Origin of the sequence: Eubacterium sp. AM05-23, from assembly GCF_003477535.1 — a bacterium.
Classification (GTDB): domain Bacteria; phylum Bacillota; class Clostridia; order Eubacteriales; family Eubacteriaceae; genus Eubacterium; species Eubacterium maltosivorans.
The window spans coordinates 58,489-83,739 of record NZ_QUDF01000015.1; the positions used below are offsets into that span (position 1 = coordinate 58,489).

21 protein-coding genes are annotated in these 25,251 nt (G+C 45.4%); 14 read left to right on the forward strand and 7 right to left on the reverse strand.

Features of this window, described 5'->3' with window-relative positions:
- Positions 1-9 precede the first annotated feature (9 nt).
- The 11 genes from DW091_RS17435 (at position 10) to asrC (ending at position 8,419) form a co-directional block, all read left to right on the forward strand.
- A complete protein-coding gene (locus DW091_RS17435) occupies positions 10-429 on the forward strand; it encodes a PqqD family protein (RefSeq protein WP_224168839.1) in 420 nt (139 codons plus the stop codon).
- A gap of 100 nt (positions 430-529) precedes the next feature.
- Complete coding sequence (locus tag DW091_RS17440) at positions 530-1,033, forward strand: DNA-deoxyinosine glycosylase (protein WP_118518814.1); 504 nt, start codon at positions 530-532, stop codon at positions 1,031-1,033.
- Positions 1,033-1,704: a Crp/Fnr family transcriptional regulator gene (locus DW091_RS17445; protein WP_118518815.1), complete on the forward strand. Its 672-nt coding sequence runs from the start codon at positions 1,033-1,035 to the stop codon at positions 1,702-1,704. The genes DW091_RS17440 and DW091_RS17445 overlap by 1 nt, the downstream gene beginning before the upstream one ends.
- Positions 1,705-1,828: 124 nt before the next feature.
- The gene (locus tag DW091_RS17450; RefSeq protein WP_058694853.1) at positions 1,829-2,530 is read left to right on the forward strand and encodes a LytTR family DNA-binding domain-containing protein; all 702 of its coding nucleotides are present in this window, start codon (positions 1,829-1,831) and stop codon (positions 2,528-2,530) included.
- Positions 2,531-2,539: 9 nt separating this feature from the next.
- Positions 2,540-3,865, forward strand: coding sequence for a sensor histidine kinase (locus tag DW091_RS17455; RefSeq protein ID WP_074616018.1), 1,326 nt, complete (start codon positions 2,540-2,542; stop codon positions 3,863-3,865).
- A complete protein-coding gene (locus DW091_RS17460; protein ID WP_118518816.1) occupies positions 3,855-4,604 on the forward strand; it encodes a YhfC family glutamic-type intramembrane protease in 750 nt (249 codons plus the stop codon). The genes DW091_RS17455 and DW091_RS17460 overlap by 11 nt, the downstream gene beginning before the upstream one ends.
- Positions 4,605-4,720: 116 nt before the next feature.
- Positions 4,721-5,017, forward strand: a complete 297-nt coding sequence (locus tag DW091_RS17465) for a DUF3887 domain-containing protein (RefSeq protein WP_158577933.1) — start codon at positions 4,721-4,723, stop codon at positions 5,015-5,017.
- A gap of 31 nt (positions 5,018-5,048) precedes the next feature.
- A complete protein-coding gene (locus DW091_RS17470; protein ID WP_118518818.1) occupies positions 5,049-5,465 on the forward strand; it encodes a DUF3887 domain-containing protein in 417 nt (138 codons plus the stop codon).
- Between the two features lie 160 nt (positions 5,466-5,625).
- Entirely contained in the window at positions 5,626-6,648 is a 1,023-nt protein-coding gene (gene asrA / locus DW091_RS17475) for an anaerobic sulfite reductase subunit AsrA (RefSeq protein WP_058694847.1), read from the forward strand.
- Positions 6,638-7,429: an anaerobic sulfite reductase subunit AsrB gene (asrB, locus tag DW091_RS17480; protein ID WP_058694846.1), complete on the forward strand. Its 792-nt coding sequence runs from the start codon at positions 6,638-6,640 to the stop codon at positions 7,427-7,429. Before asrA ends, asrB begins: the two co-directional genes overlap by 11 nt.
- A gap of 9 nt (positions 7,430-7,438) precedes the next feature.
- The gene (gene asrC / locus DW091_RS17485; RefSeq protein WP_118518819.1) at positions 7,439-8,419 is read left to right on the forward strand and encodes a sulfite reductase subunit C; all 981 of its coding nucleotides are present in this window, start codon (positions 7,439-7,441) and stop codon (positions 8,417-8,419) included.
- Positions 8,420-8,661: 242 nt separating this feature from the next.
- On the opposite strand, the gene DW091_RS17490 is transcribed toward asrC, so the two are convergent.
- Positions 8,662-8,991 (reverse strand): helix-turn-helix transcriptional regulator, encoded by a 330-nt coding sequence (locus DW091_RS17490; RefSeq protein ID WP_058694844.1) that lies wholly within the window; start codon positions 8,989-8,991, stop codon positions 8,662-8,664.
- A 150-nt stretch (positions 8,992-9,141) separates the two neighbouring features.
- Between DW091_RS17490 and DW091_RS17495 the strand changes: the two genes are divergently transcribed.
- The 3 genes from DW091_RS17495 (at position 9,142) to DW091_RS17505 (ending at position 12,980) form a co-directional block, all read left to right on the forward strand.
- Complete coding sequence (locus DW091_RS17495; RefSeq protein WP_058694843.1) at positions 9,142-10,317, forward strand: tetraspanin family protein; 1,176 nt, start codon at positions 9,142-9,144, stop codon at positions 10,315-10,317.
- Between the two features lie 15 nt (positions 10,318-10,332).
- On the forward strand, positions 10,333-10,890 hold the full coding sequence (locus tag DW091_RS17500; RefSeq protein WP_058694842.1) for a hypothetical protein: 558 nt from the start codon (positions 10,333-10,335) through the stop codon (positions 10,888-10,890).
- A 122-nt stretch (positions 10,891-11,012) separates the two neighbouring features.
- Positions 11,013-12,980, forward strand: coding sequence for an MFS transporter (locus DW091_RS17505; protein WP_118518820.1), 1,968 nt, complete (start codon positions 11,013-11,015; stop codon positions 12,978-12,980).
- 25 nt (positions 12,981-13,005) lie between these two features.
- Here the strand turns inward: DW091_RS17505 and DW091_RS17510 are convergent, their stop codons facing one another.
- The 6 genes from DW091_RS17510 to DW091_RS17535 all read right to left on the reverse strand — a co-directional run bounded on the left by DW091_RS17510 (position 13,006) and on the right by DW091_RS17535 (position 25,247).
- Positions 13,006-14,415, reverse strand: a complete 1,410-nt coding sequence (locus DW091_RS17510) for an MATE family efflux transporter (RefSeq protein ID WP_118518821.1) — start codon at positions 14,413-14,415, stop codon at positions 13,006-13,008.
- Between the two features lie 254 nt (positions 14,416-14,669).
- A complete protein-coding gene (locus DW091_RS17515) occupies positions 14,670-15,296 on the reverse strand; it encodes a hypothetical protein (RefSeq protein WP_133067075.1) in 627 nt (208 codons plus the stop codon).
- A 10-nt stretch (positions 15,297-15,306) separates the two neighbouring features.
- Complete coding sequence (locus DW091_RS17520; protein WP_118518822.1) at positions 15,307-16,875, reverse strand: PP2C family protein-serine/threonine phosphatase; 1,569 nt, start codon at positions 16,873-16,875, stop codon at positions 15,307-15,309.
- A 22-nt stretch (positions 16,876-16,897) separates the two neighbouring features.
- Positions 16,898-17,515, reverse strand: a complete 618-nt coding sequence (locus DW091_RS17525; protein WP_118518823.1) for a 4'-phosphopantetheinyl transferase superfamily protein — start codon at positions 17,513-17,515, stop codon at positions 16,898-16,900.
- On the reverse strand, positions 17,512-24,840 hold the full coding sequence (locus DW091_RS17530; protein WP_118518824.1) for a non-ribosomal peptide synthetase: 7,329 nt from the start codon (positions 24,838-24,840) through the stop codon (positions 17,512-17,514). Before DW091_RS17530 ends, DW091_RS17525 begins: the two co-directional genes overlap by 4 nt.
- A complete protein-coding gene (locus tag DW091_RS17535; protein WP_118518825.1) occupies positions 24,837-25,247 on the reverse strand; it encodes an ATP-binding protein in 411 nt (136 codons plus the stop codon). The genes DW091_RS17530 and DW091_RS17535 overlap by 4 nt, the downstream gene beginning before the upstream one ends.
- Positions 25,248-25,251 lie beyond the last annotated feature (4 nt).

The window sequence follows — 25,251 nt, forward strand, 5'->3', positions numbered from 1 at the left end:
GGATTGGAGGTGTTTGAAATAAAACACAGATATTCACATAAAAAAGAAAATTATCTGGACTATGTTCCATCACACAACACCGTATATACCTATACTAAAAACAAACGCGGCCTTATAACCATCCGTGTGCCAAATACCGGATGGATCAACCAGATGGCGCAGTGGTTTTTTGGTATGCCGAAGGTCAGCTCTATCCAGCTGGATGCCTACGGCAGCTATATCTGGGAGCAGATAGACGGCAAGAGAGATGTGCTGGCACTGGCCTGCCTAATGAAAGAACGCTTCGGGCAAAAGGCCGAGCCGCTCTATGAACGGCTGATTCGATTTCTTGAAACACTCAGGGAAAATAAATACATCCACCTGAACAAAGGTGGAGAAGAAATACAGGAGGCAGGCCATGCGTCGAAGCGGTGCTGCCATGAAGCCTGACAGGAATGAAAAAGAGTTGTTTTAAACAGCTCTTTTTTTGAGCGTTGGAATAAAAAGTTTGGTATAATAACAGTATGCTAAAGAAACAAGGTGAGCCTTAATGAACAACTTAGTAATTCATACCATCGAACCCTTTTGTCCGCCAGACGCGCGGATATTGATCTTAGGCACTATCCCATCGCCTAAATCCAGAGAGTTTGGTTTTTATTACGGACATCCTCAAAACCGATTCTGGCGGGTTTTGTCCGATATTTTAAATCAGCCCAAGCCAGAGACTAACGAGGAAAAGAAAGCCTTTTTAAAAAGAAATAACATCGCCCTCTGGGATGTGCTGGCCGCCTGTAATATCGACGGAGCCAGTGACAGCAGCATCAAAAATCCTGTTCCCAATGATTTCACAGAGGTTTTGGGCAGGGGAACGATAAAAGCCGTTTTTACTACCGGGGCAAAGGCGACGGCGCTTTATAAAAAATACTGTTACCCCACAACAGGCGTGCCTTCTATTTTATTGCCATCGACCAGCCCAGCCAACTGCCGGCTTAAATATGAAGATTTAAAACAGGCCTATCGTGTGATTTTAAAGCCGCTGAGGGGAGAAGTCTGATGGATGAAATAATCGTACAAACCTTTGAGGGCGTATGCAGTGATACATTCGAATATCTGACAGCGCCTGGAAATGTGCGTTGCTACCAAAAGGGCGACCACCTTTTCAGAGACCGCGAGACAACCCCTTATGTGTTTGTGATCTTATCGGGAAAGGCATCCCTTTATAAAATTGGAGAGAACGGGCAGAAGAAGGTCGCTTTTATTTTGGGCCCGGGTGAACTGATCAATGAGGATATCCACCCTGAGACTACGTCCTCTGTGAGCTGTGAAGCCTTTGAGAATCTGGAAGCTCTGTGCATTGAAAAAGCAGAGCTCAGAGAGTGGATGAAGAAGGATTTTGGACTGACAGAGATCGTACTGAACGCAGCCAACAGAAAGGTGCGGCGACTGTACAGGCAGCTGAAAAATACGACCGGCGTACTGAAGGTGGAAAGACGCGTAGCCGCCAAGCTGTGGAAGCTGGCCAATGATTACGGCGTGGACAGCCCGTATGGCCGCACCATTGATCTGGATATCAGCATTACCTATCTGGCCGATTTGATGGGCTCGCCGAGAGAAACGATCTCAAGGGCATTAAAGCTCTTAAATACACAAAAGCTAATCCGGCAGGATAAAGGCCGGATTACAGTGGTGGATATGAACGCTCTATCCGATTATTTTAAGCAATAGATGGCAGGCTTTGGCCTGCCTTTGCTGTCTTTTGGACTAAAAATCTGTCTGTTGGGCACTCGTTATTGCTTTTGCGGGCAAAAGGACTTATAATGAAATTACATCGAAGGGAGAAGAATGCATCATGCTAAGGGTAGCCATTTGTGACGATGAAAAAGAAATGCGGGAGACAATCTGCGGATTTTTAAGAAAGTATTCCAGTGTGGAGGCCGTGGAGTGTTTTGATTGCGGCGAGGCTTTTCTTCAGAAGCGGGGCCACTTTGACCTTGTGTTTTTGGACATTGACATGGATGACATAGATGGAATCGAGACTGGCCGCAGAATTCGCAAATGGGATAAGCAGATATACATTGTTTACGTAACCCATCTGCCCGATTATCAGAAATATGCTATGGGTGTGCATGCCTTTGGCTATCTTGAAAAGCCAGTTCATAAAAGTGATATTGAGGCGGCTTTACAGGAGGTGGAGGCATACAAGCGAGAAACAGAGCAGCCTGTATTTCTTGAATTTAAGACAGAGGAAGGGATTCTGCGTTTTGATGTGAAAGATATTTTTTATTTCGAGTACATAAACCGTAGAATACACATGTGTACCCAAAGAGGCGTTTTTTATCTGCGGCAAAAGATGGGTGAGGTTGCCGAATTGATGAAGCCCTATGATTTCAGCCAGCCTCACAAGAGCTTCTGCGTGAATCTTTTTCACGTCAAAGCCATCAAGGGCTATGATATCCAGATGACGAACAGCGACGTGGTACCGCTGTCACAAAAGAAATCCGCAGCGTTCAGGGAACAGCTTAATGTTTATCTGGAGCATTTGATCGGATAGGAGGGGAAAATGAGTGGAACGAGTCTGCTGATTTATGGAGGCTTTACCGTTATTTTTAATCTGTTTTCAGTTTTTATGACCTATGATTTTATGCAGCAGTTTATCGGTACCTTTGAGAGAAAAAGGATACTGGCAGCGATACTTTTTTTCCTTGAGGAGTTCATACTGGTTATTGTAAGCTGTATGAGCTACCCTACTTACAAAGCGATCGCATTAGTAATTTGCAACAGCCTGCTCGCTATATTTTTGTATCGAAAACGGTCCAAAATGGTTTTTTATTATGTTCTTCTATTCTCGGTGGTGATAGCGCTTCTGGAATGCTTGCTTTACTATGTTTTATTTTATACAATCACTTTTTTAAATTTGATTATGCGTGGTAATCCCTGGCAAAATGGATTGCTTATTTTATTAAATTTAACAGTCCTTTTTGTTGCTTATCAATTATTTGTAAGACATGTGAAAAAGGATATCGTCGATGTGACAAAGGGCGTTCGTATTTTTTATTTTGTACTTATTCCAATATTCAGCATTTTAAACATTTATTTAATGCTTTTTGTCTCAGCCTATGCTTTTGAGGATATAATGTATTTGCTCATTATATGTGATGTTGTTTTAATTTTTATTTTAAATCTTTATCTTTTTTCTTTATTGAGCAAAGTATCTGAAAATGTTGAAATAAGGGGAAAATTAGCTCTTTACGACCAGGCGTCCGATCTTCAGTATCGTTACTACCAGGAGATGGAGACAAAATTAGAGGATTCCAGAAAAACAGTCCATGATATGAAAAATCACCTCCAAGCCATGGAGCGGCTGTACCAGACCGGTGAGGCGGAAAAGGGCAAACGATATGGCGAAGATTTAAGGCAACTCTTAAACAGCTTCAGCCAGGATTACTATACAGATAACCGTGTCCTGAATATTGTGATCAACGACAAAGCAGAGCGTGGCAAAATGTCAGGGGTCCTGGTGGACTGCGCCTTAAACCAGATCGATCTGTCGTTTATGAAAGAGATGGATATCACGACGATTTTTGCCAATCTGTTGGATAACGCCATCGAGGCAGCCTGTGAATGCAATGCGCCATGGACAAGGCTGAGAGCCGACCATGTACGGGATTTCATTGTGATTTCTGTCGAGAACAGCATGAAAGCCAGCGCGCTTTTAAATGGAACTCGGCTGAAATCGAGTAAAAAAGGCCATCAGGGCTATGGCCTTGAAAACGTGAAACGCGCTCTGGAAAAGTACAATGGGCATCTGCGTATCGAGGCAGGCGGTAATACCTTTAAGGTAAGCCTGTTCATTCCAGTTCAAACGGAGGTGAAAAATGATGGTTGATCCAGGGATTATTGCCAGCTTGATTGTATTGATTTTTTTATGCTTCGCCATTCCCATCGGAGGATTTATTTACCTGAGTGTCAAGAAGAAGCATGTCGCAAAGCCATTCTTTATTGGTATGCTGGTTTTCTTTGTTTTTCAGATGGTGATCCGTCTGCCGATCATACAACTGGTGCTGCCTCAGACTGTATGGTTTATAGCAATGAGCCGCAATCCCTGGCTTTACGGCCTTTTTATGGGCGGAACAGCTGCCATTATAGAGGAATTGGGGCGTTATATTGCCGTTCGGTTTTTATTAAAAAAGAATCGACGCTATGCGGATGGTATTGCCTATGGTCTGGGGCATGGCGGTATAGAGGCTATGCTGCTCATCGGTGTGAATAATATCGCCAATCTTTTTGTTGTATTGAGCGGAAGTTCCTATATGGCTGCGCTTATTGCCGTGCAACTCAATTATGCGACGATCTATATAACTCTGTTCGAGAGAATTTTAGCGATAATCGTACAAATCGGACTTTCTATACTGGTTTTTTATGCTGTGCGATCAGAGCAGCTTCGCTATTTAATCTTCACATTGGTTATTCACACAATGATAGATGCGGCGATCGTTATCCTGCCAACTGCTTTTGAGGTGTCAGTATACTGGACAGAGGCGGTCGTATTTTTAGCAGCAGTTATCTTAATGGCTTGGATGGTAAAAATAAGACCGAGATTTAATCAGGAAGGAGCCTTTTTATAATAAAAAGAAAAAGCATTCTACTTGTTTTCTTATTTTTAGCACTTGTAGTCATGCTTTGTGGGTGTTCAGAAAATGAAAATCTCCAGGGACTGAACCCGGCATTTGACAAGGAGCTTTTGAAACAAAAGGCAGAGCAAGTGGTTGATGACTGGAACCGTCAAAATTTCGAAGCCATTACCAGTCAATCGGATGATTCGATAAAAGATGACTTGACACCGGAACTGTTAAAACAGGGACAAGATTCGATTTTAGAAAAGCTTGGTGCTTTTAAAAAAATAGAGAAAACAAAAATTGTAGCCAGAGAAAATGGACAGGCAACCATAACCATTGTTGCAGAATATGAAAAGAGTAAACTTCAGCATCTGGTAACCTATAATACGCATATGAAAATCACTGGTTATTGGATTCGTTAAAATGGATTGAGTGTCTAGGAGAGGAGAATTTATGATGAAAAAGAAAATGATTGCTGTTGGTTTGGTTGTTTTAATGCTTTTGACGGTACTATCGGCTTGTTCAGGGGGATCAGCCTCCGATCAGAAGCTTGACCCGGCTTTTAATGAGGATACCTTAAAGCAGGAAGCGGAAAAGGTTATCGATGAATGGAACAATCAGGATTTTGATGCCATGGCGGCTGAAACAGCCGATAATGTTAGGGATAAACTGACTGCTGATGTCCTGAAGGACGCTTGGAATCAAGCAATGCCAAAACTGGGGGAATTCAGCAGCGTCAAACAGACGGAAATAGCACCGAATGGCAAAAGTGCTTTGGTAGTAGCCGTGACGGAGTACGAAAATGGCAAAGCCCAGTTTACAATCGGTTTTGATCAAAACATGAAAATTGACAATTTTTTTATCAAATAACAAAGTCAGAGGAGAAGCCTGTGAATCTGACTCACCTTTGATGAAAATGGGAATCGAAAATAGAGGTATAATTTAAGACATCGTGATCATTGTCACGGTGTCTTTTTTGATTTCGTTATAAAATTAACGTAAAGAACGAGTTGATCCAAAGGAGGCTAATATGGGTTATCAAATCAAAACAGAGGATTTTGATGCGGTTTTAAAAGACCTGTCTCAGAATTACCGGATTTTTGCGCCGCGACTGTATGTGGGAGCCGGAGCTTTTTCGGACACAGACCGTGTGGAGTACGGTGAGATTGGCAGTGTCGGGGACATTGAATTTGACAAAAAAAGTGATTTTTCATTTAAGGAAGTACTGTTTCCTCAGTCAGAGGTGTTGTTTTACTTTACAGAGGATGAGGTAAAAACAGCCAGCGAGGATTCAAAAGGGAACATTATTTTCCTGAGAAGCTGCGATCTTCACGCCGTGCGCCGGTTTGACGAAATCTATTTAAAGAACGGTTTTGAGGATATCTATTACGCAAGACTGCGTAAAAAGACAAAATTTATACTCATGGGCTGCCCGCAGAGCTTTGAAAACTGCTTCTGTGTGGATATGGGGACTAATACCTGCGATACCTATGACGCGTACGTGAAGGCAGACGAAGACTTCGTATTTGTGGACAGCAGTTGGGAAGAACTGAACGAAAGACTGGAGGGCAAATCCAGAGAGGTTTCGGTTACTCCGGAGTTCGCTCAGAAAAACCTCGTGCATGTAAAAATCCCGAAGGACATTGAATTAAAGAATGTGCTGGGACTGCCAATGTGGGAAGAATACAACAGCCGCTGTATTGCCTGCGGACGCTGTAACTTTGTCTGCCCAACCTGTACCTGCTTTACCATGCAGGACATCTTCTACCAGGAAAACGGCAAAGTCGGTGAACGCCGCCGTGTGTGGGCTTCCTGCCATGTGGACGGCTATACCGATATGGCCGGCGGACACTGCTTTAGAAACAGCAAGGCAGAGCGGATGCGCTTTAAGGTCATGCATAAGGTGAACGATTATAAAAAACGCTTTGGCTACCATATGTGTGTTGGCTGTGGACGCTGTGATGACATCTGCCCGGAATATATTTCGTTTTCGGGCTGCATCAACAAGCTAAGCGATGCGGTAAAAGAAAAGGAGGCCGGCAATGAAGAATGAGTATATCCCATTTTTATCAGAAATTGTAGAAGTGATTAAACACACCGAAATCGAATATACCTTTCGGATGCGCTATACCGGCGAGGTAAAGCCAGGCCAGTTTTTTGAGGTATCCCTTCCAAAATTTGGCGAAGCGCCCATTTCTGTCAGCGGTATTGGTGAAGACACCGTGGATTTAACGATCCGTAAGGTTGGGAAGGTCACTGGTGAGATTTTCAAAAACTATGTGGGCTCAAAACTCTTTTTAAGAGGCCCCTACGGAAACGGGTTTGACCTTGACGAATACCGAGGAAAGGATATCATTGTAGTCGCAGGGGGGACAGGTCTCTCACCTGTGCGCGGCGTGGTCGATTATTTTGCCGAACACCCCGGGGAAGCTGCCTCTGTAACGCTGATTGCAGGCTTTAAAACACCGTCGGATGTGCTTTTTAAGGATGATATTGAACGCTGGAAAAAGACCATCAACGTTGTGCTGACCGTAGACTGCGACAGTGACGACTACGTGTGTAATGTCGGTCTGGTCACGGAGTATATTCCTGGTCTTGTCCTTGGTGACAAGGACAACCTGGCGGTTATCGCGGTAGGGCCGCCGATTATGATGAAATTTACTGTGGCAGAATTTTTGAAGCGGGAAGTGCCTGAGGATAAAATCTGGATATCCCAGGAACGCAAGATGTGCTGCGGTCTGGGGAAATGCGGACACTGTAAGATTGACTCCACCTATATCTGCCTGGACGGTCCGGTTTTCAATTACAGTTTTGGCAAAAATCTTGTGGATTAGGAGGCTTTCATGGATATTAATACAAAAAAACTTAAAAAGAACGCTTTTCGCGTGTCAAAGCATCGCGGCGAAACCGCATCACGCGTGCGTGTGCCTGGCGGTTACCTGAATGCTGAGCTTCTTTCGCAGATTCAGGAGATTGCAGAGACCTACGGTAATGGGACTGTTCATCTGACCACCCGACAGGGCTTTGAGATTCCAGGGATTGACTTAAAGAATATGGATCAAGTCAATACCCTGCTCCAGCCGATTATTGAAAAGCTGGATATTAACCAGACAAATCCAGGGACTGGCTATCCATCTTCTGGAACACGTAATGTGTCGGCTTGCATCGGCAACAATGTTTGCCCATATGCCTGCTACAATACGACGAATTTTGCCAAAAAGATCGAGAAAGCTATTTTTCCAAACGATTTGCATTTCAAGGTTGCCCTGACAGGCTGCCCCAATGACTGCATGAAGGTACGCATGCACGACTTCGGGATTATGGGCATGACTGAGCCGCAGTACAATAAAGATAAATGTGTATCCTGTAACGCCTGTGTCAAGGCATGCGCCAGGAAATCCACGGGCGCGCTGCGCATGGAAAATTATAGGATCGTCCGTGACGAGAGCAAATGCATCGGCTGCGGTGAATGTGTGCTGGCCTGTCCCGTAGGCGCGTGGCGCAGAAGTGAAAAGAAATATTACCGCCTGACTATCATGGGCCGTACCGGCAAGAAAAATCCGCGCCTGGGCGAAGATTTTATTATCTGGGCCGATGAGGAAAGCATTATCAAGATTATTCTGAACACTTATGATTATGTGAAAGAATATATTGATCTGAACGCGCCGGGTGGAAAGGAACACATCGGCTATATCATCGACCGCACCGGGTTTGAGGAGTGGAAAAAGTGGGCCTTTAAGGATGTCGAGCTTCCTGAAAAAGCAGTGGTGCGTGACCGCGTATACTGGAATGGCGTAAAGTATGCCATTGATAATACAAAATAATCTAAAAAATTATGTGGTTTTGGGTGTAAATCTGTAAAAATGCTTTTCAAAAAGCGCAACAATCAATGGCTATGATGTAAGACCTTTTAACAGGCAATCATGGCCATTTTTTTGAAGAAATCGTCGTATAAAAGTATTAGATTAAAGAAAGTCTTATGACAGGTGTAAAAAGAAATGGGCGTTTTTACAATTATGAAAACAAGAGAAAAGTGGAGGTGACAGGAATTAGGAAAAGTTTAATCCTATGTTCTCTTATTGATCGATTTGGCAATATCCAATAAAAGCTCCTTTTGCTTGGAAGTCATTTTTTTATATTCTTCAGATAATTGAGCAATTAGGTAGTGGGGATTGTCTGAAGCGGCACCAGAGATTATAAAACCAATATCTAATTTTAAATAATCACAAATTTCTGCCAATACATCTAGAGTAGGATTCGCTTTACCATTTTCAATTTTTGATATGAATGGCACCGTAATCCCGATATCTTCACTCATTTTTTCTTGGGTAATTTTCAAATTTTTTCTCTGTGTCTTGATACGCTCACCAATATCAAAAAAATTAATGTTATTCATGATGGATACCTGCTTTCTATAAAAAGACTATATCTATTTCTATCCAAAAGGACTACTATGTTACAGATTAATGTTAAACTAAAAGCTGGTATTTTTTAGAGAATTATGTTATGATAAAGATAATTTTATAGCTCAAAGGAGGGACAAGAAATGGATGAAGAAAAGAAAGATATTAACGAGAATAAGGGGGTAAACGAAAACAGAGAATACTTAGATGAAAATGTTTTTCCAGATGATGGAAAAGAAAATTTAAAAGAACCTGTCCAAGAATTGAAAACAGTTAAACGATCAAAATCCAGAAAAAAGAACGGACTGCTCACAGCAACAGTTATTGGATTGATTGTTGTTTTGATTATTTTTATCTTTGCAGCAGTAGTTTCTTATGTCGGCGAGCAAGAGTTCCAGCAAAGGTACCAGCAGGTATACAATGAATCGTTGGAGAATGTAAATCAAGGAAAAAATCAGGAAGCCATTGACCAGATTTTAAATTTTATGAGTGATGAAAAAATTGAAAAAGATAAAACACTTATCACATTAAAAGAAAACATACAAAAATTACAGGAATGTAAAACAAAAACATCGGAACAGGCTGAAAAGATAAAGGATGAAAAAACCAGAGGAACGATCAAATTAGATTCTTTAGCAGAGATTATAGCAAATGAAGCATATTTATACAGTGAAACAGGCGTGGAAGCTATCAAAAATCAATTAATAAAATTGAGAGATGAAGGGATACTGCTGGCGGCGGAAGCTCCAAATTCCGTAAAAGGCGGAAGTATGTGTGAAAGCCTGAATGATTTTTATACTTTAATTAAAAAAGCCAGAGGAGCGCAGGAAGATAAAGTAAATGCATTTTTAAATCTGACACCATTTGACGAGGCAAAATGGAATGAAGTGAATGGTGAGGCTAAGGAAGAAGGAAAAGCGTTAAAGGAAGCGGCAGATAAAAAGAAAGCCGAGGAGGAAGCTGCAAAACAAGCCCAAAAAGCGCAGGAACTAGAAAACAAAAAAGCATCCGCTCAGGCGATTTCTTATGATGAATTAATGCGGAATCCGGCAAACTATAAAAATCAATTTGTCGTTATCAGTGGGAAGATTTTACAGGTGATTGACAGCGGATATGGTACAAAATCTTATCGAATAGCCATGAATGGCAGTTATGACCAGGTAGCGCTTGTGAGCTATTCGGGCAGTTACCCCAATGGAAATATTTTAGAGGATGATTATATTACTTTTTATGGAACCTATAAGGGAACGACCTCATACACTTCAGTATTGGGGGCTTCCATTACTGTTCCAAGCTTATCATCAAGTTTTTACGAATAAAAAAAGGAGAGAGACGTGAAAAAGAAAATTTTCACCACAGTCTTTTGTGTTTGTTTTCTAGCTGTAATTATTACTGGTTGTGGAAACAGTAGCACAGAACAGCCCGCGTTATCGGAAGGCGATTCACAGCAGAAAAGTACTGTCGCTGTGGAATCGGAACAAACAAATAAGATTTATGGACCAGGAGAAACGTGGACGGTTGACGGACAGTGGAATTTGACCTTTCAGTCAGCTGCTTTGACCGATAATCGAAATCAGTTTTCAGAACAAAACCCAGCACAAGTTGTAATTCTTACTTATAGTTACGAAAATTTGGGTTATCAGAATGACACAATGGATCTATTTATCAGTAGTGGAGATATGAAAGTCATAGATGCTAATAAAGAAATGGCGCAGACATATCCAGCAACAATTACAACCTATCCCAAACAGACGCCAGTGGGGGCAATATGTTCTAACGCTGAAGAGGCTTATGGGTTGAATGCGCCCAGTGATGAAATTACAATCAACATACAGAAATATGATTCAAATAATAATATACAGAAGGCTACATTTAAGTTGCCTGTTCAGTAATTAAATAAAGGAGATGCGGCAAAACGACGTATCTCCCTTTTTATTGCTTTGAAGGCGGCTGTTTTGGGTATAACTTTTTCTAGTTTAATGAAAGTTGTATTTTGCAATGAAAGGAGCAGACAATGCAAGCTAAAACAGCAACCAATCCAAAGCCTTTGCATTTCGGGCTGATCATGGTCATCTATCTGTGTGGTATTTTTATGGGCGCCATTGATACCAGCGTGGTGACACCAGCAAGAACTGTTATCCAGAACGGCCTGGGCGTAGGCGACCAGACAGGCATTTGGATGATCACGATTTATACGCTGGCTTACGCCTCCAGTATCCCCATTATGGGTAAACTGGCTGACCGGCTGGGGCGTAAAACCATCTATCTGATCTGTATTATTTTATTCGGAACCGGGTCCCTGCTGGCGGGCCTGTCCCAGTATATTGGCCACTTTGGATTCTTTTTAATGGCGCGTGCCATTCAGGCCATCGGCGGCGGCGGTATTATGCCAATCGCTTCGGCCGAGTTCGGAACAACCTTTCCTGAGGACAAGCGGGGTATGGCTCTGGGGATGGTCGGGGGCGTCTACGGGATCGCCACTGTTGTCGGCGGTTCTCTGGGAAGCGCTATTTTAGGCGCCTTTGGACTTCAGAACTGGGGTTTTATCTTTTTTATCAATATTCCTATATCCCTCTTTATCATTATCAGTGGCTTTATCTTTTTACCCAATACCAAGATTGACGATGTAAAACCAATTGACAAATGGGGCACATTGTTTTTGGTCATGATGATTTTATCCCTCTTATATGGGCTTCGTAATATTGATTTCTTTGACTTTGTCAAATCCTTTACCAGCACAGATGTCTATCCATTCCTGATTATTTTTATTGTGCTGCTGCCTTTTTTCATTTTTGCTGAAAAGAAGGCGGCCGATCCCATTATGAATCTTGACTATTTCAGGGAAGCGCCCATAGTTATAACACTGATCATTTCCTTTATTACCGGCGTTATCATGATGGGGATGGTTTTTGTGCCGCAGTTTGCCGAAAATGCGCTGCGTATGCAGCAGGGCAGCGGGGGATATTTTGTCATGGTGCTTGGGATTTTCGCAGGGGTTGGCGCACCGGTTTCAGGACGGCTCATTGACCGCTATGGACCAAAGCTGATTATGGGAGCGGGATTTTTGCTTTCTATTATCGGCTCGCTGTTTCTGGTGCTCGTTACCACCAGCTATCCAAACCTGCTGACAGTCGCCATTTGTCTGATTCTCATCGGTCTTGGCATGGGCTTTACTATGGGAACGCCGCTTAATTACATGATGCTTGACAACACTAAAAAAGCCGATTCCAACTCAGCGCTGGCTACCCTGTCGCTGATCCGCTCAGTGGGCACAGCCATCGCTCCGGCGGTCATGGTTGGGTTTATCGCCCATGCAGGTGTAACGGCAGAGGCAAATATTACCGCACAGCTGCCAAAGGAGCTGGTGCTGCCACCGCTGCCTTATGTTGAGCAGCTGGATGAGGAGACTGCGGCGCTGAAGGATTCAGATTTTGGAAAGGCCTATCTCTCATCTGTGCAATTTCCAGATTTTGAGGCCATGGAAAAAATCTCGCTTGACGCACATGGCAGTGTCAGCGATATGAAACTGCCCGCGAATCTGACAAAAGAGCTCTCAGACGCTGATGTCACGAATATCGACCAGGCAGTGGATAACATGGTGGCCTACATGGCAGACACCATGAAGCCCATGGTCACAGAAAAGGCAGAATCCGGTGTGCAAAGCGGTATTGACGGTCTTAACCGGCTGACGGCTTCACCAGAGGTTCCGGCTCAGGTAACGCAGGGAGTCAGCACGATGGTGTCACAGATGACAGCGCTGAAAAACGCGCTTCCTGACGCTGTAAGCCAGGGCTTCCAGAACTATCTGGGAGAAGTGAAAGCCATGGGTGCTCAGATTCAGAACATCTATCAGAAAACCATGGAAACCGGTTTTAAGCAGGTCTATATGACCACAGCCATCGCCTCGGCCTTTGCCCTTGTAGTGCTCTTGTTTTACAAGGACAGGCATGAGCGCGTAAAAAAAGAAAAAGGGATAAGATAAATTTAAAAAGCCTGCGCTTTATGAGTTAAAACGCAGGCTCTTTTGTGGTTTGGTGAGCAGTATAGGCAAGCTTTTGATTCATTTTCCGTCTTAAATAGGCATAACAGCCAATCAGCGCTCCGAGTGTGATGATCCAAGTGATGGGATAGGAATAATAAATGACTGACGGGGAGTGATACTGCGGTACCTGAAAGACTGTGGCGATCCACAGAAGCCGTAAGCCACAGGCGCCGATGAGACTGATAATCATGGGAACGACCGAGTAGCCGATTCCTCTCAGTGCGCCGACCATGACATCCATCATCCCGCAGATGGCATAGGCAGTACCAATGACCACAAGGCGCTGCATACCTGCCTGAATAACCTCAGGACTGGAGGAATAAATGCCGAGTAGGCTGTTTCCGAAGAATACCGCCAGGTTACCAAGAACAAGCCCAACCGCCAGAACACAAACCTCGCCAGTTATGACGATGCGGTCAAGCCGCTTGTACTGTCCCGCGCCCAGATTTTGACTGGTAAAAGAGATAGTAGCCTGGTGCAGAGCGTTCATGGCAATGTAGATAAAGCCCTCGATGTTGGCCGAGGCCGAGTTGCCAGCGACCACCACAGGCCCGAACAGGTTGATGGAGGACTGAATAACCACATTAGACAGCGAGAAGATCACACCCTGAAACCCGGCGGGAAGGCCAATCTGTAAAATCTTGATAAAGCTGCCGCGGTCAATCCGAAGGTTTTTCGGAATCAGGCGGATACCGCTCTGTTCACGCATGAGACAGCGGATTACCAGCGCTGCGGCGATACACTCAGCAATGGCGGTAGCCGCAGCAACGCCAGCGACATCCATTTTCAAACCAATGACGAAGATGAGATTTAACACAACATTGACAACACCGGCGCCCATCAGGTAATACAACGGCCGTTTGGTATCCCCGACGGCACGCAGGATTGCCGCGCCAAAGTTATAGAGCATGGTGCCGGTCATACCGATAAAATAGATGCGCAGATAAAGCACGGCAAGGTCCAGAACCTCCGCCGGGGTCTGCATCCAGATCAGAATCTGCTTTGCCCCGAATATGCCCAGAAAGGTCAGAATCACACCGCTTCCAATGCTGAGCACAATGGCAGTATGAACAGTTCTGGACAGATGGCACTGTTGCCCGGCGCCATAGTACCGGGCAACCAGTACATTCGCTCCGATAGACATGCCGAGAAAAAGATTGGTCAGAAGATTGATCAGCGAGGTGTTTGCGCCCACCGCAGCCAGCGAATTACTGCCGGCGAACTGACCAACTACCACGATATCCGCAGCATTAAAAAGCAGCTGTAACACCCCTGAGCACATTAAAGGCACTGCGAAAATGAGCATCTTTTTCAGGACAGAACCACTGCACATATCCATTTCATATTTTTGAGCTTTTTCTTTTTTCTTTTCCATTGTTTCCTAAAACCTCTTTTAAAAACTTTTCCCTAACAGATGTTTAACAAAAACGCTAAACGCCACAATTTATAAGCATACCGATTTCGAAGTGTAATGTCAAGAGGTTCGGCGAGGTTTGATCTTCGGAAAAGTTTTTATCATCCCTTTTAGAGAAAAGCTGCCAGAAGTTGAGTGACAGCCTTTTTGCCAAAGAGATAAGCCAGGCCGGGAGGAATATCCTTCCGGCCTGGCTGTTTTTATGGTTACATGGTTCAGAGGACTTTGAAACACAAGGTCAGAGCCCCCGGAACATCTTTAAAGGTATCAATGCCGAAATCTTTATAGGCCACAGCATTGATTTCATTAAAACCAAGGCGCAGAATCTGTTTGAGGGAGCGGCTGCTGGTACATTCGGAAATGGCAGTCTCAAAACCAAGGGCAACAGCGCGATCCAGAAGGTTTTGAGTCAGCGTGAGGGACAGGTTATGCCCTGTATAATCAGAATGAACACCAGCGTACATGAGGGTAAAACACTTTTGGGGATTATAGCCTTCAAGGGTTTCAAGTGGCTTTAAAAGAATATCAAATACATGACTGGTGTCGGCCATGGCCTCAAGAAGGCGTGGGTTCAGCCTGGATACCACCGATGGATCATTGGCGATATCTTCCTTGAAAGAAGAGGTAAAGCCCACAATTTTGTTTGTGTCTGCATCAATCGCCAGGCAGGTAAGTGCATCTTTGATGGATTCAGGAAAGATGACCCGACAATAATCCATGGCTTCGCTTTCCGTTAACTTCAGATGAGCGGTCATAGGATCGCGGTGAACAAAGGTCTCGATAAACAGTTGACCTAGTTCATCGAGATCCTTCATTTGTGCGGGACGGTATATTAGATTCATATGTTTCTCCTTAAAGTTTAATGTTTAGCATTGTAATATCGTCCGCCTGGGGAGCGGATGCGGCAAAGGCGTCGATATCGGCCGAGATGGCAGACAGCAGTGCTTTTGAAGTAAGGCTTTTATCTGCATTGAGCCTTTGGATCAGGCGCGCTTCGCCGTAAAAGCAGCCTTCGGAATTTTGAGCTTCGGTAACGCCGTCTGTGTATAGAAACAGACCGGCTCCAGGCGACAGCTGGCAAGTGTATTCGGTATAGCTTTGATTCCCCATAACCGCGAGCACTAAATCTGGCGGTGCGTCAAGCCAGACGTAATCGGAATCAGCGGCAGGGCGTATGAGCGGCGGGTTGTGTCCTGCGTTTACATAGCATAGCTTATGGGTGTTCAGGTCCAGAATACCGGTGAAAACAGTTACGAACATACCACCGCAGTCGTTTTGACAAAAGTAGTCGTTAGACATTTCCAAAGCCTTTGCGAGGGAAACGCCGCTGGTGATGGTGAACTTGAGCACAGTTTTAGACAAAGCCATGAACAGTGCCGCCGGAATACCTTTTCCAGAAACATCGGCGATGGTGAGTACCAGACGGTGGTCGTCAAGGTAGTAAAAATCATAGTAGTCACCGCCTATTCGGATGGCAGAATTCATGGTGGCAAATAGGTCCAGATCCTTTGGAAAATCCGTTGGCAGCATACTGTGCTGAACAATTTCTGCGGTTTGCATTTCTCCCATAAGCCACTGCTTTTGTTTTTCGATCTCCATTTGTTGTTGAATTGTGGCGATTAAACTGCTGCCCATTTTGTCAAGCTGTTTGGACAAGCCTTCAATTTCATCGCCAGTATGGACATTCAGCGCAGACAGGGCATGATTTTGCGGAGAAGCTGTCAGTAAATCCGTATTTTCAAACTGTTCGGCAGCATTGGTCATCTTTAACAGGGGACGGGTAACGCTTTTTCGCATATAGAAAAAGAAAAGCAGAGTGGTTACAAGCATCACCGGCAAGGCAACGATGAGGATGGAGCTCACAAAGGCAAGTCGCTGATAGCGGTAGCCGCTTCCCTGGATCACAAGGCCTACAAGGCCAACAGCGTTCCCCGCTTCGTCGGTAAGGGGAATGCAAAGGCTGGGATATTTTTTGCCAGATTCAAGGGTGACTTCTGGTCCGGGAGGCAGTGATTCGGCCTCCTCTGTGATATAAGTCTCGGTCTCAAAGTCAACCCTGGGCAGGGCGGTCAGGTAGTCGGCCAGGGCTTCTTTTGAGACCGAGGAATGAGAGTCCTGAAGCCAGTGCAGCTGTCCCCCAGCAAAAATAAAAACAGCGCTGTCAGGAACATCGATGGCATGGGTTAGATTGGTTAGCTTTTGAGATTCCTTTTGGTAATCCAGGCTGCTGTCAGGCTGAGCCAGTGCGGCAGCATCGACATCGTCCAGGGCTTTTAGTGAAATGCTCTGAACAATGGTGAGGTAATTGGACTCCACTTGCTTTTTATAGGTTTTAAAGGCAATCCATACGATCAGAGAACATAAGAGAGCAGATAATGCCAGCATGATCGCGAGGATGCGTATTTCTAATTTTTTCTTCAAAATTTGAATCCTTTCAAGACATTTAAAGCTGTTCGCAGCCGCTGATGCAGTAATCTGGCAGGGTCTGGTATTCGGTAAAGGCGTAATCGTGGCGGTTGACTTGCTGTTTTACCTGAATGGGCGCGGTCATTATGATTTCAAATTGATTAAGAGGAAGCTGAAAGCCCAGTCCCACAGCTTTCATAAAGCTCTCCTTTAAGGTCCAGAGCCGGTAGAAGCCCAGTGTACGCTGGGCTTCTGGCAGAGCCATAAGGTAGGTATATTCTCCCTTGAAAAAGTATTGCCGGGCGATGTCAAGGGGAACTGGGCTGATTTTTTCAATGTCTACGCCAACTGGAGCATCTCCCACACCCAGAATGGCGAAAGCCTCGGAGTGGGAGATGCTAAAGTGGAAGTCAGGATGCTTTGTGAGCCTGGGTTTCTTGCCTTCGGTGGCATCAAATTCAGCAGTGACGGGATCAATTCCACTTTCTCTGAGTGCCTGATTGAGTAAAAGCCCTGCGCCAAGGCTTAAAGCCCGGTCTTTGGCGAGACGGTAGCCTCGCGCCTTGGTTGCCCGGACCTCCGGCAGCTCCTTAATGCGTGTTTCAAAAATATCCAAGATCCTTAAGGGTTCGGTATTTATGGTATATAGCTTCATACGTCAAAGAAGCCAAGGGCTTCAAGCTCCTGAATCGCCCGTTTGATGTAGGCATTGTCGGTGATGGGCCATTTCTGGTAAAGACGGCACAGCACCTCAGAGGTAAAGCAATTGTTGCAGTCAATGGGAATCTGCACGTTTTCCGTATCACTGCTCAGATAGGCAATGAGGCCAGCTACCTTATCGGCTTTATCGGGATCGGCCATGGCCTGACGAAGGGTTGCTTCGTAGGTGGCGGCATCGGTGACTTTAATGTCAAAGCCGCACTGGTTCATGACCTCCACCACATCGGACATAAAGACCGTATGGTTGTTGTAAGGGTGGAAAACCGTAAAAATATCACCGGTTTCGGCAAGGGCCAAAATAGTTTGGGCGGTAACATCAATGGGGGAAAATTCCACCGGCAGATTCATACTCTCCACGGGGTATTGGTGCAGGGTGGCATAGCCCTTAAGCTGGCGCATAAAGCCATTGGTGATAAAATTTATCTGGAATTCGCCATCGGCCGCGCGGCTCATAAGATTGCCCACTCGCATGATTTTGGCCCGCAAACCTCTCGTCGAAGCCTCAAGGACGGCCTGCTCTGCTAAAAACTTGCTTTCGATGTACTGATTGGTGATGGTCTGACCAAAATAAAGATCATTTTCCATGATTTTTCGATCACTGGGAATACTGTTGTTCAAGTTGTCACCGGCAATGCTGACGGTTGAAATTTGGACAAGCTTGCGCCTTGTTTTTTCACAGAGACTGATGAGGTGTTTGACACCTTCGGTGTTAATACGTTTTAAGCTGTTGTCTGCCGCGAAATGCTTAACGCTGGCCGCACAGTTAATCAGAATAGAGAAGGGAACATTGCTAAGAGCATTGACCTGGTCAGCGTCGGTGATATCGCCTTCAATAAGAAACAGTCGTGTACCGAAAGCTTCGTCAAAGGTGTCATCAAAGTAGTACATAAGCATGGTGCGCATACGTTCTTCCAGGCTGTCCGCGTCTCCCTTGCGAATAAGGCACCATACTTTGCCGGTGTATTTTGTCAGAAAAGCCTGGAGCACATGGATGCCCAAAAAGCCTGTTGCGCCGGTAATGAGAATATCGCCCAATGGTTCCTTGTTAAGCAGCGAAAGATTATCAATGGCATTCTTTTCTAAAAGTTTGCCGATGGCCTGATAGTCATAATCGGCGATCAGGTCAGTCTCAACAGCGGCAGGGGCTGTATCACTTTTGTTTTGTGAGAAGGCGGCCAGACCCTGAGGGGTGGAATACTTAAAAATATCCTGATACACGAAGTTAATCCCTCTATTAGCGGCCAGCATAGCAAGGCGGGAGGCGCTGAGAGAAGTACCGCCAATTTCAAAGAAATCATCGGTGGCGCCAACCTTGTCACATTTAAGAACTTCGGCCATCATACTGCAGATGGCGGCTTCTGCTTCATTTTGCGGCGCGATGTACTCATGCTCTGCGGCGCTGTAAGTAATCTCAGGCAAGGCTTTTTTGTTGATTTTACCATTGGAGGTTAAAGGCATCTTATCCAGCTGCACAAGAACGCCAGGCACCATATAGTGGGTCAGGGTACTCTTTAAATGAGCAGTGAGACTGTTAATGTCAACTGTGTGATCCGCGGTAAAAAAGCCACAGAGAAACTGGCCGTCATCCTTTCCGCGAACCTGAACAATACTGGATTTAACCCCTTCGTAGCTGTTGATGGCAGCTTCAACCTCATCTAGCTCCACCCTGAGTCCCCTCAGTTTGACTTGATTGTCCAGCCGTCCAAAGAAGGGAAGTTTGCCATCAATATCCCAGGCAGCTAAATCGCCGGAGTGATAGGCTTTCAGGCTGCCAATGCGGAAAAAGCTTTTTTCTGTGAGGTCTGGGCGTCCAACGTAACCGCGTCCAACACCATCACCGGCAATAATGAGCTCGCCGGGAACGCCAATGGGCATTTCCTGTCCATAGCGATTGTAAATATAGCATTTGATATTGCTCATAGGACGGCCGATCGTGACGTTTTCACCAGTCATTTCAATAAAAGTACAGCCGATGGTGGTTTCCGACGGTCCGTAGCCGTTATAAATGTGGGCTTCTGGACTGACAGCCCGCAGTTTGTCGTAAAGGGGCAGGGGGAAGTTTTCCGCGCCGACGTTAAAGCTGCGAATCTGGGACAGCGCATCCGTCATTTCTGGAATATCCACGATGTTGCCAAGGTAGGACGGGGTTGCTGTAAAGGTATCTACTTTGTTTTCTATGAGCAGATCCCGCATGGCCAGCGGATTATGAATTTCATTTTCATTGGCCATACACACCGTGATCCCCTGGGTAAGCGGAACATATTCCTCAAGAATTGACACATCAAAGGTCAGAGCAGCAAAGGACAGAGAAACCGTGCTGTGTTCGATGTAGGACATAATCTCTGGATTTTTTGGATTAGCGTGACAGTAATGGCGCAGATTGCGGTGCTCAATCATGACGCCTTTGGGTGTGCCAGTAGATCCAGAGGTATAAATACAATAGCATAAATTTGAGGGTTTAAGGTCAATCTGTGGAAAACAGGTGTTAGCCTCCTCAAGCAAGTCCTCAATGCAGAGTAAAGTACAAGCTGTATTTTCACAGACTGCCTGTCGTTTTTCGGCAAGGGCTTTCGTCGTAATGAGGAATTTAGCCTGGCTGTCCTCAAGGGTAAAACGGATACGGTCATCAGGATATTCAGGATCTGTGCATAAAAAGGCACCGCCGGATTTTAAGATACCCTGTCGCGCCATGTAGGCATACTTGGTGCGGGTGAGAAGGACCGCTACAATGTCTTCTGGCTCGACGCCCAGCTTAATAAGCGCGTTGGCAATTCGGTTGGTGGCATCATTCAGTTCTTTGAAAGTTAAGCGCTCACCACAGCTGATGAGGGCCGTTTTATTAGGATTGGCATCGGCAACGGCCTGCAGCTGTTCTGGGATAAGAGGGGTATCAATGGGGATTTCAGTGTCATTAAACACCGCGATTCTATTTTTATCCTCATCGCTGATCAGACGAATATCCTTAAAAGTTTCGGCGGTCAGCAAGCTTTTACAGACTTCTTCATAGGCCTTTAAAAATCGGGATATTGTTATGCTTTCATACAGATCATGGCGGTACTCTGCCTTTATAATGTATCCCGGATCAGCATCATAGATATCTACTGAAAGAGGCGCTTTAGTTTCAGAAAGAGCCAATGGAACAATGGGAACACTTTCGGCATCCAGAGTAAAGGTGTTGAAGTCACTTCCCTGATACGCAAAAAGAATATCAGCTGAAATACCAAGCTCCCGGCTGATTTCCCCAAAGGAATAAATATCATGATCCATGAGTGCAAGGAGATGTTTCTTAACAGCTTTCAGGTAACTTTCCACAGTATTGGGCGTTTCCAGATTACAATAAACCGGCATGGTTTTGACCAGCATACCGACTGATTCTGCGGTGCGGGAGTCACTGCGGCCATTGTAAATGGTGCAAAAGGCAGATTCTGTCTGGTTTTTAAATTGAGCCAGGGTGAAGCCAAAGGCACCGGTAAAAAAGACATTGGGAGTAATCCGGTGTTTTATACAGTAGGACTGGACTTCATCTCTTAAAAGAGTACCCATATCAATGTCAAAGGCATCGGTTTCTGGGGTGTTGTTTTCGGGTTTATCATAATCCAGGCGGGCGTTTGTTTCCATGGCGCCAAAAATGTTGTGATAAAAGTCTCTGGCTTCGCTGTAGGCTGTACCTTCCCGTTCCTGCTTTTCATCCAGCGCTAAATCAAAGGAAGTGTAGGATTCACCAGCGGGGTCTTTTCCGGTGTAAGCCCGATTGATTTCCTGAAGCAGCACCATGGCGGAGGTTCCGTCAAAAATCAGATGATGCACGTCGATGAAAAGACTGACGCTTTCTTCGGTTTCGATAATTTCCGAACGATAGAGGCCGTGTTCAAAATTAAAGGGTTTTACCAGCTGACTGCAATAATCCTCAAGTTCTGAAGCCTTCATCCGAGTACGTTTTACCAGGGCAGGGTCGCTGTCCCGGCGCTTCAGTAAAATGTCCTCGCCAGTAATCTGGAGACGAGTTTTAAGGTAGGGATGCGCATCGATGGCGCGGGTCAGCGCGTCGCCTAAACGTTGTGCGTCAATTGCTTTTGAAAAGGTGCAGAACAGCGGAATGTTATAGACGCAGGAATCTGGATTTTTCAGGCATTCCAGATAAATGCCCATCTGTGTTTGAGTCAGCGGATAGGCTTCAAGCTTTTTATGAGCCTTTTGACTGGACTGTATGCTTCCAGCGATGTCGATGTAGGTTTCCAGTTTTGCGACGGTATTGTATTTTTTGAAATCCTGTGTGTTCATTTTAAGACCAAAGGTCTTGGAGAACAGAACACCGAGCTTAACCGCGCCGATGGAAGTAAGGCCTGCCTTGTAAATGTCTGTGTCAATGCCAAAGCCAGAATCGCCGATGACTTCTGCCAAAATGGCGTGAATTTTTTCCTGCGTTGGCGTTTGGGGCAGGACAATCTCGTCAAAGCTGCGAACCGGTTTGGGCAGGGCTTTTTTATCCACCTTTAAATTTGGGGTCAGAGGGATGGCGTCAATCTGCATGATTACCGCAGGAACCATGTAATCCGGTTTTTCCGCTGATATGAAGGCGTTAAGATCCTCAATATCGATGGTTTCGTCTGAAACGACGTAGGCGGCCACATATTTTCCGCCATTTTCTTCGTCACAGGCAATGAGCGTGGCATCTTTAATGCCTTGATATTCTCTTATTTTTTGTTCGATTTCAGTCAGCTCAATCCGAAAACCACGGATTTTCACCTGACCATCCTCTCGGCCGACAAAGAGGATACGGCCGTCCTCCAGCCACTTGACCACATCTCCGGTACGGTACATACGGCTGTAAGCAGGATCATCGTCGAAGGGATTTTGAATAAACTTTTCTGCCGACAGGCTTTCGCGGCCCAGATAACCTCTGGAGACAGGCGCTCCAGCGATGCACAGCTCGCCTGGTACACCGATGGGTACTCTGTGAAGCTTGGCGTCTACAACATAAAGCTTGGTGTTGTCTATCGGACCGCCAATGGGGACAGATTTTTCATATAGACGGTCAACAAGGCCTGCGGTGCAAAGAATGGTACATTCTGTGGGACCATAGACATTGTGAAGGGAGTAGGATTCTGGCGGCTCGCAGGGGACTAGGGTTTCACCGCCGACGCTTAAATTACGCAGGCTGGTTTCTTCAATACAGGTGGCAAACTGGCGGCCTACCTGGGTAGTTATGAAGGCGTTGGTAATGTCATTTGCTACAAAATAGTCGTTAAGGGACAGCAGATCCAGTCGAATTTCCTCGGGGATGATATACATGGCAGCGCCGCGTGTAAGGGCAGGCCAGGTGTCCATCATGGATGCGTCAAAGCCGAAGCTGGCATAGGCGGCCACCCGATCTTTCTCGGTGAGATTATAGTAGCGGTGGTACCAGCGGCAGAAATTGGCAATATTTTCATGGGTGAGCATACAGCCTTTAGGGGTGCCGGTGGAGCCAGAGGTATAGAGGAGTATGAATAGATTCTCGTGTGTTGGCTCTTTGGGCAGGGGCAAATCCTCAGTCAGTGTGGGAATATCATGGATACATAGCGTATCGCCCTGGTATTTCGGTACTTTTTTAAGCAGATCGGCATCGGCGATAAGAAGTTTTACACTGGCGTCAGCCATCATAAAGGAAAGTCTTTCCTCTGGATAGTCAGGGTCGAGGGGCTGGTAGGCGCAGCCGGCCTTTAATACTCCAAGTGAAGCAATGGCCATATACTCACACCGGGGAATGAGGATGGATACGATGTCTCCGGTGCCAAGGTTTTTGGCCGCGATGGCACGGGCAAGGTTGTCCGAAAGATGGTCGACTTCGGCGTAGGAATAATGCCAATTCATATAAACGACGCACTCCGCCTCGGGGGTTTTCCGGGCTTGGGCTCTAAAAAGATCGACCACGGTTTTTGTGGAGTCATAAGAGACTTTGGTGTTGTTAAAGCGGTCGAGACGGGCAATTTCGTCGGCATCAGCCACAACGGAGTGATCCTCCACAGGCAAAAGAGCCTTGGGATCGATGGTAATATCCTTAAAGGGCCAGTCGGCATGGTCTACGAGGTTTTTGATCAAGGACATCAGCGCTTCACCCATTTTTGTGATGGCTTCTTTAGTGTAGCAAGCGGTCTGGTATTCAAAGGCGAAGCACTTAAAGGTATCATGTCCCAATACATCTGGGTTGATACGGATGGTAAGGGCACGGTCACAGGATTCTGCGGCAATGGATTTTGTAAGGTGACTGTCGGGATTGTTGGAGTTTGCCACAATGGAGACGGAAGAAATGTTCTCTAGATCAATGCCGGACTCTGCCATATCCTGTACCAGAAGATCATATGGGTATTTACTGTGGGACAAAGCTTCTTTAAAGGTATTTTTAGTCTTTTTAAGTAAAGCCATAAAGGTATCCTCTGCGTCAAAAGTCAGTTTTAAGGGTACAAGGCTTACAAACATACCTGTGGTTTCAGAAAAGCTTTCAAGGTGGCGGCGGCCACTTTCGCCAAGGTTTATCAGTATGCCGTTTTTATGGTTGCGTTTAGCGAGAAAAAGGCTTGCTGCGGTCAGCGCCAGAAGGAATGATGAGATATGCTCATCCTGCGCGGCGGAAAAGGCGCGTATTTTATTTTTAAGGATATGGGAAAGATTGAAGCGTTGGTAACCCAACGTAAAGTCAGAGCTGCTTTTGGGTTCACAGTCAAAGTCAGCGGTATCTTTCAGCTTGGATGACCAATAGCTTTTGTCTGTTTCAAAAGCTTTGGATTTCAGATAATCCATTTCGCAGGCAGCGTATTCCTCATAGGGACGGTCGTTTAAACCTTTACTGACGCCATCGTGATAATGACTCCAGACCTTTTGAGCGAACAAGTCCAGACCAGTGCCATCACATAACGCGTGATGAAAGGACATACGCAAAGAGTCGCCTTCGGGTGTGTGGGCAATAAGAAAATGATAAAGTGCGGTATTTTCCAGACTGTTAAAATGATGAATCGAAATAGCGCAGTCACCGCATTCTTCGATTTTAACCTCTGTGATCTCCCGATAAAAGCTTAGTTCGCCATTTTCCTCCATATGGAATCGGAGAAAAAAGTTAGGAGTTTCGCTCATGGCAGATCGCACAGCGGCTTTAATGCGTTCTGTGTTACCCTCTGTAAAGAGCATGGTTCCTACAAAATTGTAGCTGCCTGGGGTGTTATTGATTAGCTCGGTGTATAAAATACGTTTTTGAGGATGTGTGATGGGGTATTGTTTTATCATGTTAACCTCTTTTCTATGATAATCTGGTTTTGTTTATTGTTGTATTCATATTTCAATTTGTCGGCCAGAGACTTGATCATAAAAATGCCAAGGCCGCCGACAGGCCGTTCTTCAATGAATTCCGAAAGTTTAGGATCGTCGGAGTCAAGAGGGTTGAAGGGCCTCCCGGCATCCGAAAGGGTAAGCTTCAGAACAGTGCCGTCATTGAGTAATTCGAGGGACAGAGCAATCTTCCCCGGTATTTCATCATAAGCGTAGCTGACAATATTAGCTGCAAGCTCCTCCACAATAATCAAAACGTCATATTGCGTTTCTGGTCTGATACTGGCATCTGAAAGCCAGGCTTCAGTAAAAGATAAAAGCGTTTGCAATCCTGAAGGTGTAGCGGTGACATTACAGCGATTCATTGCA